The 14,183-nt window shown below is 67.2% G+C and carries 13 protein-coding genes; 4 read left to right on the forward strand and 9 right to left on the reverse strand.

What is annotated here, in order from left to right; all coding sequences use genetic code 11:
* Nucleotides 1–33: 33 nt before the first annotated feature.
* The 3 genes from AUL28_RS10870 to AUL28_RS10880 form a co-directional block, all read right to left on the reverse strand.
* Nucleotides 34–1,542, reverse strand: a complete 1,509-nt coding sequence (locus AUL28_RS10870) for an ABC transporter substrate-binding protein (protein ID WP_062232365.1) — start codon at nucleotides 1,540–1,542, stop codon at nucleotides 34–36.
* An 87-nt stretch (nucleotides 1,543–1,629) separates the two neighbouring features.
* A complete protein-coding gene (locus AUL28_RS10875) occupies nucleotides 1,630–2,472 on the reverse strand; it encodes an ABC transporter ATP-binding protein (protein WP_062232367.1) in 843 nt (280 codons plus the stop codon).
* 6 nt (nucleotides 2,473–2,478) lie between these two features.
* Nucleotides 2,479–3,309, reverse strand: a complete 831-nt coding sequence (locus tag AUL28_RS10880) for an ATP-binding cassette domain-containing protein (RefSeq protein ID WP_244493487.1) — start codon at nucleotides 3,307–3,309, stop codon at nucleotides 2,479–2,481.
* A 140-nt stretch (nucleotides 3,310–3,449) separates the two neighbouring features.
* Here AUL28_RS10880 and AUL28_RS10885 point away from each other — a divergent pair, with 140 nt between their 5' ends.
* Both AUL28_RS10885 and AUL28_RS10890 read left to right on the forward strand, forming a co-directional pair.
* Nucleotides 3,450–3,836: a VOC family protein gene (locus AUL28_RS10885; RefSeq protein ID WP_062232370.1), complete on the forward strand. Its 387-nt coding sequence runs from the start codon at nucleotides 3,450–3,452 to the stop codon at nucleotides 3,834–3,836.
* 19 nt (nucleotides 3,837–3,855) lie between these two features.
* Nucleotides 3,856–4,248 carry a GFA family protein gene (locus tag AUL28_RS10890; protein WP_062232372.1) on the forward strand — a complete coding sequence of 131 codons (393 nt, stop codon included), beginning with the start codon at nucleotides 3,856–3,858 and terminating at the stop codon, nucleotides 4,246–4,248.
* A 44-nt stretch (nucleotides 4,249–4,292) separates the two neighbouring features.
* Here the strand turns inward: AUL28_RS10890 and AUL28_RS10895 are convergent, their stop codons facing one another.
* On the reverse strand, nucleotides 4,293–4,664 hold the full coding sequence (locus AUL28_RS10895) for a nuclear transport factor 2 family protein (protein ID WP_062232449.1): 372 nt from the start codon (nucleotides 4,662–4,664) through the stop codon (nucleotides 4,293–4,295).
* 278 nt (nucleotides 4,665–4,942) lie between these two features.
* On the opposite strand from AUL28_RS10895, the gene AUL28_RS10900 reads away from it, so the two are divergent.
* Entirely contained in the window at nucleotides 4,943–5,698 is a 756-nt protein-coding gene (locus AUL28_RS10900) for a BPL-N domain-containing protein (protein WP_192843437.1), read from the forward strand.
* On the opposite strand, the gene AUL28_RS10905 is transcribed toward AUL28_RS10900, so the two are convergent.
* The 5 genes from AUL28_RS10905 to AUL28_RS10925 form a co-directional block, all read right to left on the reverse strand.
* The gene (locus AUL28_RS10905) at nucleotides 5,695–6,039 is read right to left on the reverse strand and encodes a hypothetical protein (protein WP_192843438.1); all 345 of its coding nucleotides are present in this window, start codon (nucleotides 6,037–6,039) and stop codon (nucleotides 5,695–5,697) included. The two genes, AUL28_RS10900 and AUL28_RS10905, sit on opposite strands and share 4 nt — an antisense overlap.
* 305 nt (nucleotides 6,040–6,344) lie before the next feature.
* On the reverse strand, nucleotides 6,345–9,203 hold the full coding sequence (locus AUL28_RS10910; RefSeq protein WP_192843439.1) for an RICIN domain-containing protein: 2,859 nt from the start codon (nucleotides 9,201–9,203) through the stop codon (nucleotides 6,345–6,347).
* Between the two features lie 56 nt (nucleotides 9,204–9,259).
* A complete protein-coding gene (locus AUL28_RS10915; RefSeq protein ID WP_062232378.1) occupies nucleotides 9,260–9,847 on the reverse strand; it encodes an SCO family protein in 588 nt (195 codons plus the stop codon).
* Nucleotides 9,848–10,082: 235 nt separating this feature from the next.
* On the reverse strand, nucleotides 10,083–11,336 hold the full coding sequence (locus tag AUL28_RS10920) for a putative bifunctional diguanylate cyclase/phosphodiesterase (RefSeq protein WP_306302759.1): 1,254 nt from the start codon (nucleotides 11,334–11,336) through the stop codon (nucleotides 10,083–10,085).
* Nucleotides 11,248–12,039 carry a hypothetical protein gene (locus AUL28_RS10925; RefSeq protein WP_062232382.1) on the reverse strand — a complete coding sequence of 264 codons (792 nt, stop codon included), beginning with the start codon at nucleotides 12,037–12,039 and terminating at the stop codon, nucleotides 11,248–11,250. Before AUL28_RS10925 ends, AUL28_RS10920 begins: the two co-directional genes overlap by 89 nt.
* Nucleotides 12,040–12,800: 761 nt before the next feature.
* Here AUL28_RS10925 and bcsN point away from each other — a divergent pair.
* The gene (gene bcsN / locus AUL28_RS10930; protein WP_192843440.1) at nucleotides 12,801–13,901 is read left to right on the forward strand and encodes a cellulose biosynthesis protein BcsN; all 1,101 of its coding nucleotides are present in this window, start codon (nucleotides 12,801–12,803) and stop codon (nucleotides 13,899–13,901) included.
* Nucleotides 13,902–14,183: the final 282 nt, after the last annotated feature.

Here is a 14,183-nt window from a genome sequence, read left to right on the forward strand (position 1 = left end):
GCTTCCCGGCGAGGTTGGGCGAGGCGTCCGGTGTCACTGACCCGCGCTCGCCAGGGTCGTGGCGGGGCGCACCAGCTCACGCTCGCGCGGGTCGCGCGCGGCGGCGTTGACGCCATCAGCCTCGCCCTGCATCACCCGCTCGTGCAGCATGGGAACCGCCGCGCCTGTGGCCAGGATCGCGGCTTCCGCCGCCATCACCGCGCGATGGCGCTCGTCCCCGGCGGGCGCGGCTGCGGCGCGGCGGAGCGCTTCGTCCACGCCCTCGTCGCAGAGCTGCGCGATATTGAAGGAGCCCTTGCAGGAGAAATCCGACACCATGTAGCTGACCGGATCACCGGAATCGAGAACGGTGGCGCGCGACAGGATGAAGGCGTCGAAACGCCCGGCCAACGCATCGGCTTCGATATGGGCGTATTGGCGCACGTCCTGGCGCACGCGGAAGCCGGCGGCGGTCAGCTGCTGCTCCAGAAGCACGGCGACCTCCGGCAGTTCGGCCCGGTCGGTGAAGGTGCCGAGCACGATCTCGGCCCCATCGGCCTTGCCCTCGGGCGCGAGCGCGGCGGGCTCGCCGCGCAGCGCGGCGGCCCAGGGGAGGGCCGGGCCGAGAAGGCCCTTGGCCGCGTCCGCCCGGCCCTCATAGACGGTGCGCACCAGCGCGGCGCGGTCGATCGCGGCGGCCGCGATGCGGCGCAGGCGCGCGTCGGCAAAGGGGCCGCGCCGGGTGTTGAGATAAAGCGTGTTGGTGCGCGGCATCGGCACTTCGTGGATCAGCTGGGGGTCGAGAAGCGCGGCCTGCGACACCGGGATCGCCTCCACCACGTCGGCCGTCCCGGTGCGCAGCGCCGCCGCGCGGGCCGTGCCGTCGGGCACATAATCGGCGTCGATGCCGGCAAGCCGGGCGCGCTCGCCCCAATAGGCGTCGAACCGGTCGAGCCGGGCGCTGGTCGTGCCGTTGATCTCCTTCAGGACGAAAGGCCCGGTGCCGGCCTCGATCGGGTTGACGCGCCCGTCCGCGCCATAGGCCCGCGCGGCGAAAATCGCGAGCTGCGGGCTCGACAGGCGGTTGGGCAGGAGCGGATCGCTGACGGCGCTGCGCACGAGGACCGCGCGCTCGCCATCCGTCTCGATCTCCAACTGCACGCCATCGAGAATGCGCGGCTTGGGCACGGCCTTGGTGGCCGCCGTCAGCGAGGCGGCGACACGCTCGGCGGTGAGCGGCGTGCCATCATGAAACAGCACGTTGTCGCGAATGTCGAAGCGCCAGGTCCTCTCGTCCACGCGTGTCCAGCCTGTGGAAAGAAGGGGCTGCGGCGTGCCGTCGGTATCGAGCCGCACCAGCGTCTCGGCCGCGCTCCAGCGCGACAGCTTGAAGGCGTCGTCGGTCAGAGGGTTCAGCCCCGAGCGCGGCGGCTGGAGCATGGCGAGGCGAAGGCGCTGTCCCGCTGTCGCTCCCTCCTGCGCCATCGCGCCGGAGGGCAAAACAGCGGCGAGGGCGAGAAGGCCGGCGAGAATGGGGCGGGGCGAGAGACGGATGCGAGACATGGAGGGCGTCCTTGACGGTCAAGCGGCGCGCGGCCGGGGAGGGGAAGGGATCACGGTTGGAAAACGGAGAAGCGCTGGTCGGCGGCGTCACAGCCGCTCGCAGCACCAGGGCGCGGGGGAGAGGCCGGGCTGCGTCGCCCGCGCCGCCTCCACCAGGGCTCGCGTCGCGGGGTGGCGGGGCGCGGCGATCAGCTCGCGCGTCGGCCGGTCCTCCACGATGCGCCCCTCGCTCATCACCAGAATGCGCGAGCAGAGAAGCGCCACGGCGGCGAGATCGTGCGAGACGAGAAGCAGCGCGGTTCCCTCCGCTTCGGAGAGATGGCGCAGCACTTCGCCCACCTGTCGGCGGATCGGCAGGTCGAGCCCGCTCATCGGCTCGTCGGCGATCACGAGCTGCGGCCGGGGCGCGATGGCGCGCGCGATCGTCACACGCTGCGCCTGCCCACCCGACAATTCGCCGCGCCGTCGATCGTGAAACTCCAGCCCGAGCCCCACAAGCGCAAGAGCCTCACATGCGCGCGCTGCCGGAGCGCGCTCGTCGCACAGGCGCAGGAGCGGCTCGCAGATCTGCCGAAGAACGCTCATGCGCGGGTCGAGCGAGGCGGCGGGGTCCTGCGGAATATATTGCACCGCGCGCCTGTACCAGCGCAGCGCCGCCGTGCTGCCGGGGTAAACCCGGCGCGACTGGCATTCGATCTCGCCATCATCCAGCGCCTCGATCGCCAGGAGCGCGCGGAGCAGGCTCGTCTTGCCCGAACCGGAGCGCCCGACCAGCGCCACGCGCTCGCCCGGCGCGATGGAAAGATTCACATCGGACAGGGCGCCCTGCCGTTCGGCCCGACGCCACAAGCCGACCGGCGCGCCATAGCTCAGCGCCAAGGCGCGCGCGCTGAGGAGCGATCCGTCCGGGTTGAGCGGAGGCTGTGCCATCGGGCGTTACGCCGCCTCGAGTTCGGCCGGGGCGAAGGGGCGGGCCTCGGCCAGCGCGCAGGCGACCAGCTCGCGCGTGAAATCGTGGCGCGGCGCCGCGAAGAGGTCGTCCATCGGCCGGTCCTCCATGATGCGCCCTTCGGCCAGAACCAGAACGCGCTCGCAGGCCATGCGCGCGGCCGACAGATCGTGCGTCACGAGCAGCAGCGCCGGCCCCTGGTCGCCCGTGCGCTCGCCGAGCAGGCGCAGAACCTTGGCTTGCGTGACGAGATCCAGCGCGGTGGTGGGTTCGTCGGCGACGATCAGGCCCGTGCGGCAGGCGAGCGCCAAGGCGATGCACACGCGCTGGCGCTGGCCGCCCGACAGATCCGCGGGGCTGGTTTCGAGAAAGGCGGGGGTGGCCGGCAGATCGACCGAGCGCAACAGCGCCAGCGCCGCGTCCCTGGCCGCCTCGCGCCCGAGCCCGCCGTGCCGGCGCAGCGGCTCCACCAGCTGCGCGCCGATCGACACCAGCGGATTGAGCGCCGATTGCGTGTCCTGCGAGACCAGGGCGACGCGTGCATCCTTGGGTCTTTGGGGCGCGCGCTGGCGCAGAACCTCGTGCCCGGCCACGCGCACCGAGCCCTCGCTGTGGAAGCCGGCCGGCAGAATGCCGGTGATGGCGGCGGCCGTCAGCGACTTGCCGGAGCCCGACGCGCCGAGCAGGCACACCCGCTCGCCCGCGCGAAGCGAAAAGCCGATCCCATCCAGAAGAACGCGCCCACCCATGGCAACGCGCAAGCTTTCGATCTCCAGCATGGCCCATCGCACCGCACTCGTTTCCTGAGGGCGGTCCATAGCGCGATCGTTATAACATTACAAATCCTTCATGCTGATAGGAACGGGTTGATTCTGGGCGTGCGGAGGAGCGCGCTTGCGCGAAGGGGCTTTCGGCGCGACCATCCGGCGAGCCCTCATGACGCGGGCGGGAGGTTCGAATGCCGGTTCTCGGTCTCGATCACGTTCAACTGGCCATGCCCGTCGGCGAAGAAGCAAGAGCGGTCGCTTTCTACGCGGGCATCCTCGGCATTCCCGAAGTCCCCAAGCCGCGTCATCTCGCGGCAAGGGGCGGATGCTGGTTCGAGAGCGGCCATCTCAAAATTCACCTGGGCGTCGAGACGCCCTTTCGGCCGGCGGGCAAGGCGCACCCCGCTTTCATCGTGGATGATCTGGCCCCGCTGATCGCTCGATTGGAAGCGGGCGGCTATCCCTGCCTCGAAGACCAACCGCTCGATGGCTACCACCGATGTTATGTCCATGACCCGTTCGGAAACCGGATCGAACTGATGCAAAAGTCTTATGGCCCGGTGGCCGGCGCGTCTTAAACGGATAGGCGAACTGACGATGGACCGATATGCGGGCGGGTGTTTGTGCGGCGATCTCCGCTTCGTGGCGACGGGGCGACCCCATCGCGTCGGCCTGTGCCATTGCCTCGACTGCCGCAAGTTCCATGGCGCGCTGTTCCACGCCTCGGCCGTCTTCGACCAGGCAGCCGTCACGGTCACGGGCGAGGCGAAGGACTATCAGGGCCGATGCTTCTGCCCCCGTTGCGGATCGTCGGTCTTTTCGCGCAGCGGGGACGAGATCAATATCGATCTGGGAAGCCTCGATGCCCCGGATCAGCTTCGTCCGACCTACGAACTCTGGACCGTACGCCGCGAAGCCTGGCTTCCGGCGTTTCCGGTCAAGCATCAATATGAGCGGGACAGAACTGGGACCGACCGCAGGGAGGACTGAGCGCTTCGGGGCTGCCTCCGGCGATCTCGGTTGGAGGAGCAGCTTCAACCAGCCGACAGCCGCTTCTCGCCCATCTTGAACCAGGCTTTCACGATCTTGCCGTTCTCGATCTCGTAGAGGCAGACGACGTCCACCTCGCCGACGCCTTCGGGAAAGCTGCGCCGTACCGTTTCGTGATCGATCACGAGGTTGCCGACCGTCAGGCGGTGCAGCAGGCGTCCCTGCAGATCCGGCTCGCGGAAGCGCTCCACGTGGCGTCGGCGGATCGCCTGCGCCCCGTCCGCCAGCAACGTGTCCGGGAAGGCATAGTAGCGGCAGTCCTCGGACCACCACATCATGAAAGCTTCGATATCGCGCGCGTTATAGGCCTCGAGCTGCATCTGCACGGGATAGGCGGGGTCGAGGGTCTCGCTCATCGGACGCACCATGGGTTCGCGAGAGGGAACGCCCGTCTGTGGCTGCGCAGCCGGCTTGGGTCAAGCATCGCCCCATCCGGCCGCCCCCGCCCACCATCTCGACGCAATGGGCTGCTAATCGGTGCGAACGGGGCCGAACCGTGGCGGCTTTCCGGCGTGAGGCCTGAGCCAAACCGACGCGGCCGGGAACGCGCGGTGGGCACTGGTGCTTGCGGGGAGGGAACCGGATGGTTCGCTTCGCGCCGGAGGATGAGAGTTTGACATTGGGGAGTCTGATCATGGCGGCTTCACTGGGTCTGGCGACCCTTTCGGCGCTGGGGCCGACATCGACGGGTCCCGACGGGTTCGTGCATGTCGCCGTCTATCGCGGGCCGGCCGGCTGCGAGGGCTGCTCGGAAGCGGCCCAGCGCGCCATCGAGGGCAGCGACGCGCGCTACCGCGTCGATCTCGTCGGCCCCGACGAGGCCATCGACATCTCGGCCGAGACGCTGGCGCGCTACGATCTCTATGTGCAGCCGGGCGGCGGGCAGGACATGGACGCGTCCTTTCACAGCTTCGGCGACGAGCGCGTGAACGCGATCCGCGATTTCGTGGCAGGGGGCGGTGGTTATCTCGGCCTTTGTATGGGCGCCTATCTCGCGGGCGGTTCGCATCTCGGCCTCGTGCCGCATGAAATGGACAGCGAAGTCGGCCGGCCGGGTTTCCCGATCCAGACGATCGAGGATGCCGCGATCGACCTTACCTGGGCAGGCCGCGCCAACACGATATTCTTTCAGGACGGCGCTTATCTCCTTCGCTCCGACGACGACCCCGAGTTCCGCACCATCGCGACCTACGAGAACGGCGACATCGCTGCCGCGCGCTACGGGTTCGGCCGGGGAATCGTGGTTCTGAGCGGTCCGCACCCGGAGGCCGATGCCGGCTGGTTCGAGGGCGCGCATCTGCCGCTCGAACGCATGCACCAGGGCCGGCCGATGGACGATCTCCTCGCCGCCTTCCGGCGGAACAGTCTTCAGGCCGCAGCCACCCGCTAGGCGGAGCGTGACACCGAGGCGAGACGGCAAACGCCGACGAAGCCGGGGAAAATTCGCCAGGATGGACCACGAAGCGGATCGACGAACCGCAGCCAATGCGCCAGCCGCTTCTCGTTGCCGGACCTGAGCGCGGCGAGCCTGTGCGTCTTGACGGCGAGGTGGTCGGGGTCGAACCGGGTTTCGAGCGAGAGTGCATAGCTCCCCATCGGATCGAGCGGGGAGAGGCTGCGTCGGAGATCGCATCCATGCAGTCCGATGATGGCCTCATGGGTCGCGTCGTCGACGCGCATCTTCCTCAAGGCCGCGCCCTGAACGCCCATGGCCACGGGAGGTTCGAACAATCCGATGGAATGCGAAGGCCACTTTCCCTCGTTCATCCTTGGCGCGGTTTGAGAACCGGGGACGGACCCATCGGGCGGAGGGCGGGCGAGAGATTGTGTCTGCCGGCAACGATGCTCGATGGGAACAAACCCCGGTCGGTCGACCCGAAGAAGTCATCCCCATGTCTTGAGGACTTGCCTGGGAAGGGCGCTTTCGGCGTCGAAGCCTGCCATGGGGCGTGCTGCAGACCCTGGGTACACCCATAGATCGATGCGCCGGCCGCGACCGTTTCGGTCGGGCCGGCGCTGTGTCGAGGATGGCTCGCTCAGCCGTTCGGGGCGAAGCGGTAGAGACTGCGGTCGGTGCCGACCACCACGAGCCAGCGGGCGCTGGGGGCTGCGACTTGGAGGCCCTTGCCCATCGCCTTGGTCCAGGTCCCGTTGTTGTCGTCCGTTGTCTTGCGCCAGATCTCTCGTGTTGTCGTGTTGACAACGCTGATGGAGCCATCGGCCGAGGCGGCGATGTCGGAGATCGTGACGCCCACCTTGTTCCAGTTGCCGTTGCCGTCGTACCGGTAGACCTTGCCGTCCGCGCCCATCGACCAGAAGCGGTTGGCGGCGATGGCGACGACCTTGGCGCTGGTGCCGTTGACGCGCGTCCAGCCGTCGTTGAAATCGTCGGCGTTCTTGCGCCAGATCTCGTTCTTGTCGTTGGTGATGACGACCGTGCCGTCCGACGCGGCCGAGATCGTGCGGCCCCAGCCGCCAACGCGGGTCCAGGCCGTGCCGGTCCAGCGATAGATCGCGCTGTCGGTGCCGATGCCGTAGATCCGGTTGGCGCCGCCCGCCGCGACCTCCTTCATGGCCTGTCCGTTCAGCGCCACCCAATTGTTGTCGCTCTGGTAGCGCCAGACGGTGCCGTCGCCCGAGTTGACCGTCAGCGTCGTGCCGTCGGCGGCCGAGGCGATCTTGGCGCCCTGCGTGCCGATCTGGGTCCACTGGGTCGGCGCGTTGGCCGTGACATCGCCCGAGGTCGCGCCGCCGCCGGTATTGCCGTTGGCGGTATTGCCGTTGCCGGCCGCCGTGCCTGTCGTCCAGGCTTGGTTGGCTTGTCCATTGCAGGTCCACTGGAAGACCTGCGCGCCGGACTGCATGGAGACGCCTGCAACATCCACGCATTTGCCGGTCTGCTTGGACATGAGCGTCAGGCCCTGGGCGGTCTGGGTCGGCTTCCAGATTTGGTTGTCCCCGCCCCAGCAACCCCATTGAACCAGCGCGGCGCCGTCGTCGGTCTTGAAATTATAGACGTCGAGGCACTTGTTGGTTTGACTGTTGACCAGGGTGTAGCCGCCATTGGCCTGCTTCCACGTCCATTTCTGGATCGCGCTGCCATTGCAGGTTTCCTGCAGAACCTGTGCACCTTCCGTATCGCCCCCGCCCTGAACGGAGAGGCAGAGGTTGGAATGGGACGCGATCAGCGGTGTCGCGTTTCCGTCAGCGGGCATGGCCGCGCCGCCGGCATTGGTGCCGCCGGCATTGCCCGCGTTGCCGCCCGTGTCTGCGACGACGGGGCCGAGGCCGCCGGTCTCGCCGTTCTGGGCCGGCGGCGGCGTGTCGCCATTGTCGGCCGTGGGCGAGGGCAGGCGCATCATCTTGCCGATCGAAGGCACGCCCTGATCGTCCAGAGCGAACAGCATGTAGTAACCGGGCGTCGCCTCCAGCGCATTGCCGGTCAGCGTCAGCGCATAGCCGTCGCCCGACTTCGTGAAGGGCACCTCCAGAAAGCGCTGGTCGGTGTTGAAACTATGCGTGACCGCGCCGGTCTTGACCATGGTGAAACGCGCGATGGGCCGGTTGCCGGTGGCCGAAACCTGGATCGTCTGGCCGAGCCGCACCGTACCGGGCTCGCTCGAGATCACCGGGCGCGTGGCCAGATTGCCGTCCGCGCCGAAGAGATAGGGCGGCGAATAGACCTCCACATTGTTGCCGGTGACCGGGCCCGGCGCACCGCCGCCGCCCACGAGAACGCGCCCGTCCGGCAGCAGAAGCGCTGTGGAATGATACAGGCGCGGAACCTTCATCGAGGCTCCCGTGCGCCATTGGCCGCTCTGCGGATTCCAGATTTCGGCGGCATAGGCCACGTTCTGGAGCGTGTTGTTGCCCTCCGCCCCGCCGGTGGCCAGGACCTCGCCCGTCGGCAGGACGGTGCCCGTCACCCAATGGCGGCCATAGGCCATCTGGCCGGTGTCCGAGACCTTGTAGGGGAAGGTCGAGAAGTCGATGATGCTGGCATTGCGCGAGCCGGCGGGGGCCGACTGGTCCTCGTTGAAGGTGATGCCGCCGCCGAACTGGAGAATCTTGTTGGGCGCGAACAGCACGGTCGAGGCGGTGCCGCCCCAGTTCGGCCCGTCGAAGGGTTGCACATCGCCGAACGAGCCGTTTCCGTCATAGCCGATCCGGTACATGATCTTGCCGGCCAGCACGAAAATCTTGTTGTTCGCGGTCGGGAAGACACGCGGATACCAGTAGCGGCGCTCGTGGTCGTCCGCCCCCTGCCGGGCCTGCGTGGTTCCGGTGAGCGCGCGCCAGCCCTGGCCGGGCGTGAACAGCTCGGCCGTCGTGCTGGCGTCGGCCGAGTTCGAATAGGGCTTCACGCCCCCGTTCACGATGATGCGCCCGTCCGGCAGCGTCGTGGTGGTGGCGTACCAGCGGGGATAGGCGACCCGCTGCAGGGCGGTCAGCGCGCGGGTCTTGTAGGAAAAGCTCGAGGTCTTGTAGGTGTTGTCGTCGTCCGCATTGTTCGATCCGCCCACCATCAGCAGCTCGCCGCTCCAGGCCTCTATGACCTGACCGGTGCAGAAACTATCGACGTTGATGCTGTTGGGCAGGGTCACATGCGCATCGTCCCCCAGGCCCAGCTTGGGGTCCCAGATGTCGATGTCGAGCCCGCCTTGATTGTTCTGCGGGGTCGCGCCGAAGGTCACGACCTTGCCGTCCGGCGTCAGCGCGGAATGAATGGGAATGCGCGGCCAGGCGGACACGTCGCTCCAGCGCCCCTCCATATTGGGCGCGCCCGCCAGAACCGGAGAGGCGCAACCCAGCGCCAGCGCGATGGCCGCCGTCGCCAGCAGGGTCTCGCGGCGCCAGCGGATGTTGGGAGCGGCAGGGAGGAAAGAGCGTGCCATGGAAGCCACCATTCATCGGGTGAAAACGGGAAAGAGCGTCGAGAGGGCGGTCGGGCTCAGCCGCCGGGAGCGCGAGCGGGCGCTGCGGCCATATGCGCGGCCATGCGGCGCGCGACCTCGTGAAAGTCCATCTCATAGGGGAAGCGCTCGACCTCCCGGCCATCCGGGCCGAAGAGAAGCACCGAACTCGTATGATCCACCGAATAGTTCGCGCCCTGATGCACGTTGCGCACGGCCACGATCCGGTGCCGGAAGGCGAAGCGATCCACCGAGGTCTCGTCGCCGCTGACGGTCACGAAGCCGTGGCCCAGCGGCTGAACATAGCGCGCCATGACTTCGGCCGTGTCGCGCGCCGGATCGAGCGTGACGAAGACAGGCGTAATTTCGGCGCGGCTCGCCTCCGGCAGAAGATCGAGCGCGGCCGTCATCTCGAACAGCGATGTCGGGCAGATGTCCGGGCAGTTGGTGTAGCCGAAATAAACGAGATGCCAGCGGCCCCCGAGCGCGGCCTCATCGAAGGCACGCCCGGTCTGGTCCACGAGCCCGGCGGCTGCGGCGGGCAACGCCGCCCAAAGCCCGAGCACGGCGACGAGCGGTGCCAGCGCGCGCGCGATGGTTCGTAGCGTCCTGCAACAGGGCTTCATGATCGGCCAAAGCCTCCAACTGAAATTCCGGCCCAGCTAACGTAGCGGAAGCTAAAAAAGGCTTGAGATCGGCCCACCACGACGGACTGGCGCGAGCGAGGCTGAATCAAGTGTGTGCGAACTCGCAGAAAGGCGCTCGGATGCCTTTGGCACCCGTCCCCGCGCAGAAGATGCGCAAAGCCCGGCGCAGGCCGCGAGGACCTGCGCCGGGCTGATCCGAAACGATCGTCGTCGGTTATGTGCGGGCGGCGCGGGCCAGTTCGCGGGTCACGTCCTGCTGGTCGAGGAAGGCTCCGACATCGGCCTCGCGCATGGGCTTGGAATAGAAATAGCCCTGGATCAGCGAGCAGCCGATCCCTTGCAGGATGTCGAGCTGTTCGCGCGTTTCGACGCCTTCCACCACGCAGGCCAGCGCCAGATCGCGCGACAGGGCGCTGACGGAGCTGACGATCTTGCGGCTGGCCTCGTTGCTTTCGAGATCGCGCACGAAACTGCCATCCACCTTGATCTTGTCGAGCGGCAGCTTCTGGATCTGGCTGAGTGAGGAATAGCCGGTGCCGAAATCATCCAGCGAGATGCGCGCGCCCGTGTTCTTGAGGAGGTGGAGGTTGGCGAGCGCCTGATCGAGATTCATCATGATGGCGGTTTCCGTCACCTCGAACTCGACGCGGCGGGGCGAGATGCCGCTGCGCATCAGGATCGCGATGAGGTTCAGGACCTTTTCGGGCGCCACGATGTCGTGGCCCGACAGGTTGAAGGAGATGCCGACCTCTTCCGGCCATTGCTTGGCGGCCCGAAGCGCCTTTTCCAGAAGCACGGGGGTGAGCGTCGAGATGAAGCCCGACTGCTCGGCCACCACGATGAACTGGCCGGGCGAGACGAAACCGAGCGTCGGGCTCTGCCAGCGCGCCAAGCATTCGAGAAGCATCGTCCGGTCCTGGTGGGAATCCACGATCGGCTGGAAGGTCAGGAAGAATTCCGCCTCCAGATCGGCCGAGCGCAGCGAGCGCTCGATCAGTGCCGTCTGGCGCACGCTGCGCTCGTGCTCCTCGTCGAACACCACGGTCTTCAGGCGGCCCGTGCGCTTGGCGTGGAACAGGGCGTAGTCGGCCCTGTCGTAGAGATCCTCGGCATTGTCGGCATTGCGCGGGCAGCTGGCAAAGCCGATCGAGCCGCCGAGCAGGAGGCGCAACTCACCCACCTGAATGGGGGAATGAACGCTGGCGATGAGGTCGTTGCCGATCTGGAGGAGATACTCCGGCGCGTCCTCCCCGACGATGATGAAGGCGAATTCGTCGCCGCCGAGGCGATACACATGGCCGCGACTGCCCAGCGTCGTGCGAACGCGCGCCGCCATGGCATGAAGGAGCCGGTCGCCCACGACATGCCCGTTGCTGTCGTTAACGGCCTTGAACCCGTCGAGATCGAGAATGCCGAAGGCCAGCGGCCGGCCTGTCCTGGCGGAGGTTTCCCAGCGCCTTTTCCAGATCGTGGAAACAGCTGCGCCGGTTGCCGATGTCGGTCAACACATCGGTGTTGGCGAGCGCGAAGTTCTTTTCGCTGAGGGCCTGGATTTCCTCCGCCTTGGCTTCCAGCGTCAGGCGCGAGGACACGAGGCTGCTGAAGTCGCTGAAATAGGCACGGGCGACGAGCGCCAGACCGGCGAAGCCGAGGGTGAGGACGGCCGCGATCGCCAGAGCCCCCTGCAGGGAGCCGATGGTGGAGCCCAGATACATGAGGCCGAGGGCGCAGAAGGCGCCGGAGACCAACGAGGCTCCCCGAAGCTGAAGCAGACCGAACAGGATGAACACCATCTGGCCGGCCATGCAGAGCATGAGCACCACCAGTGTTTCCGTATTGCCCCATTGGGAGATATAGGCTTCCCAGCCGACGATCACCGCTATCCAGGCCCCGATCTCCCACCCGAGAAATCGCAGGGCCTTGGTGCAGTCCTCGTCCGACGGGATGATGTTGCGCTTGCGATACCACATGACGGCCCAGATCAGGGCCTTGGGAACGAGAACGCTCGGCAGGATGAAGCAGGCCCACCACGGCGCGGATGCGGCGTGGACCAGAGCCACGGCCAGCATGTCGCCGACCAGGGCGACATAGAGCGCGGGCCAGATCCGCGCCAGCGCATGGAACCGCGCCTGCTCGACGGAGCCTGCTCCCTTGAAATGATCGCCACTCAAGAACGCCTCCCTTCGGTCTCCGACCGCAACCGGCCTTGGCGACCCGTTCGCCCGAACACCTCGCCCCTTCCGCGACGGATCGTCGATCGGCAGAACAGGAGAAACCGGACAGACTCGATGACGCGGAGCGTCGATCGTCCGCCTCTATGGTGATCTGATGGAGCGTAGCGTCCGTTCGTAAATAACATTCTAACAACGAAAATTATAAAGGAAAAAAGGGAGGTAAATTAGGACTGGATACTTATCTTATTTAAGATGATGTCGTAGAATTTCGTGATTTTTATATTGAAATTTCTACCGGATTCGCGAACGTTTCGTTTGTCTACGGTATCGATCCTTCTGGTCGCGCGCTGGGTGGCATCGTCGATCTCTCGACCCGGCGGCTGAACCAGTCCTTGAGTCAGCGCACGGTCGATGCCGCTTCGATGGCCGTCGCGAAGGCGCTGGAATGGGGTATCGAGGACGATGCGCGCACGGCGATCCACGCCTGTGCCAAGTCAATCTTCCCCCGACTTTCGCCCCGTTGGCCGCCGTCGGCACCATCCGTGAGAAGGCCGGTCTGGACCATCTTCTTTTGCTTTCGGACGAGACCAATCTCCGGCCCCGTTACAGTATCGAGGTGGCTTCGACTGGCTGCGACCCGGTACCAGAGGGTACATTATAAGGCATTCGTATCGTCTTTGAGATTGGCGCAAGCTCCGGTTGTTAGCTCTGGGAGAACCGGGAGTCCCGGCACCTGTCGAGTGCAACTGGCGATCTTGATGATGAAAGCAGCTGATTGGCCGAACTCTGGGCCCCGCCTTGCCGGCGCTCGGTCTCGCCTGAGAGCTTTCCGGTCCGGCATCGCGAGCAAGCCGATAGGGGGCGGGCTGCTTGCACTCGCGCTTCTGTCGGGCTGCGCCGCGCGCGGCGAGATCGATCGCTTTTCCACCGTGCGGGACGTGGCGCCGCGCGAGGCCTTCGTCTTGCCGGCGGCTGGCGGCCCCTCCATCGTCGGCGTGCTGGAGCAGCGATACAGCAACGGTGTCGAGCAGGAGATCGTCCTGTCGGGCGGGGGCGGCGCGGCCGGGCAGAACCGGATGCGCGTCCAGTTCATCGGCCCGGTGGACGCGTCGACCTCCGGGCGCACGGCGCTCTCGGAGCGCTCGCTGGCGCGCGCCGACATCGCGGGCGAATTGCGGCAGGAGTTTCCCGGCGTCGCGATGCGCCGCTCGGCGCTCTATGTGCAGAACCGCTACGGCCCCTTCGGCTATGCCACGGGACAGGTCGGCGGCACGACCTGCCTCTATGCTTGGCAGCGGCTGAGCGGCACGGACCACGCGACGCTGATCCTGCGCCCGCGCGGTATCATCAATCTGCGCCTGCGCCAATGCGAGGCGGGGGCGAGCGAGGCGCAGCTTCTGGCGACGCTCTACGGGCTCGGGGTCAACGCCTTCCTCAACCATTTCTCCTGGATGCCCTATGGCGATCCGCCCTCGCCCTCGCCGACGCTGGGACAGGGCGGCGCGCCTGTTTATCCCGAGCCGCTCCTGCCTGCGAGCGCCGGCACAGCGCCGGCCGCGCCCGTGAGCGAACCCGCCCCGCCGCCTCGCGCGCACCGCGCCGCGCCCCGGGCGGCCGTGCGGTCCGTGCCGAGGCTTCAGCCTGCGCCGCCCGCCGCACTTGAGCCCTTGCCGCAGCCCGTCGGCCCCCCGGTGCCCCCGCCTCCGGGCGTCACCTCGCTCGACGCTGCAGGGGTCAGCGCCGCCCTCGTTCCCGCGCCCCCCGGCACCGCGTCACCCGCCGCCACGCCGGCGCGTCCCGTGGTGGCTCCGCCGGCGATCTGCGCCGACGGTCGCCTGATGGGAGCAAGCGGCTGCTGACGCGCGGGTGCGACGATTGCGCGCAATGCGGGTGAGGATGATATAACCCTGAATTTTATTCGGACTTCATTAACGCCGCGCGCGATGTTCTGGTGACGGGCAGAGGGGGGGACGTTTCGCCTCGGGCGGCTCGCCTTCGATGAAGCGTAAGATGACCTGGGGTTGCGGGCCTGCCTGGGGTCCGCTCCAGAGCATGTCCAGCGAAAGCCGGGTCGGCTTTCGCGTCCGGACAATGCGAGACGCCAAAATCCTAGAGCCCATCCCTCGAACCGGTGTTCGAGG

Origin of the sequence: Aureimonas sp. N4, from assembly GCF_001463925.1 — a bacterium.
In the GTDB taxonomy this organism is placed as follows: Bacteria; Pseudomonadota; Alphaproteobacteria; order Rhizobiales; family Rhizobiaceae; genus Aureimonas; species Aureimonas ureilytica_A.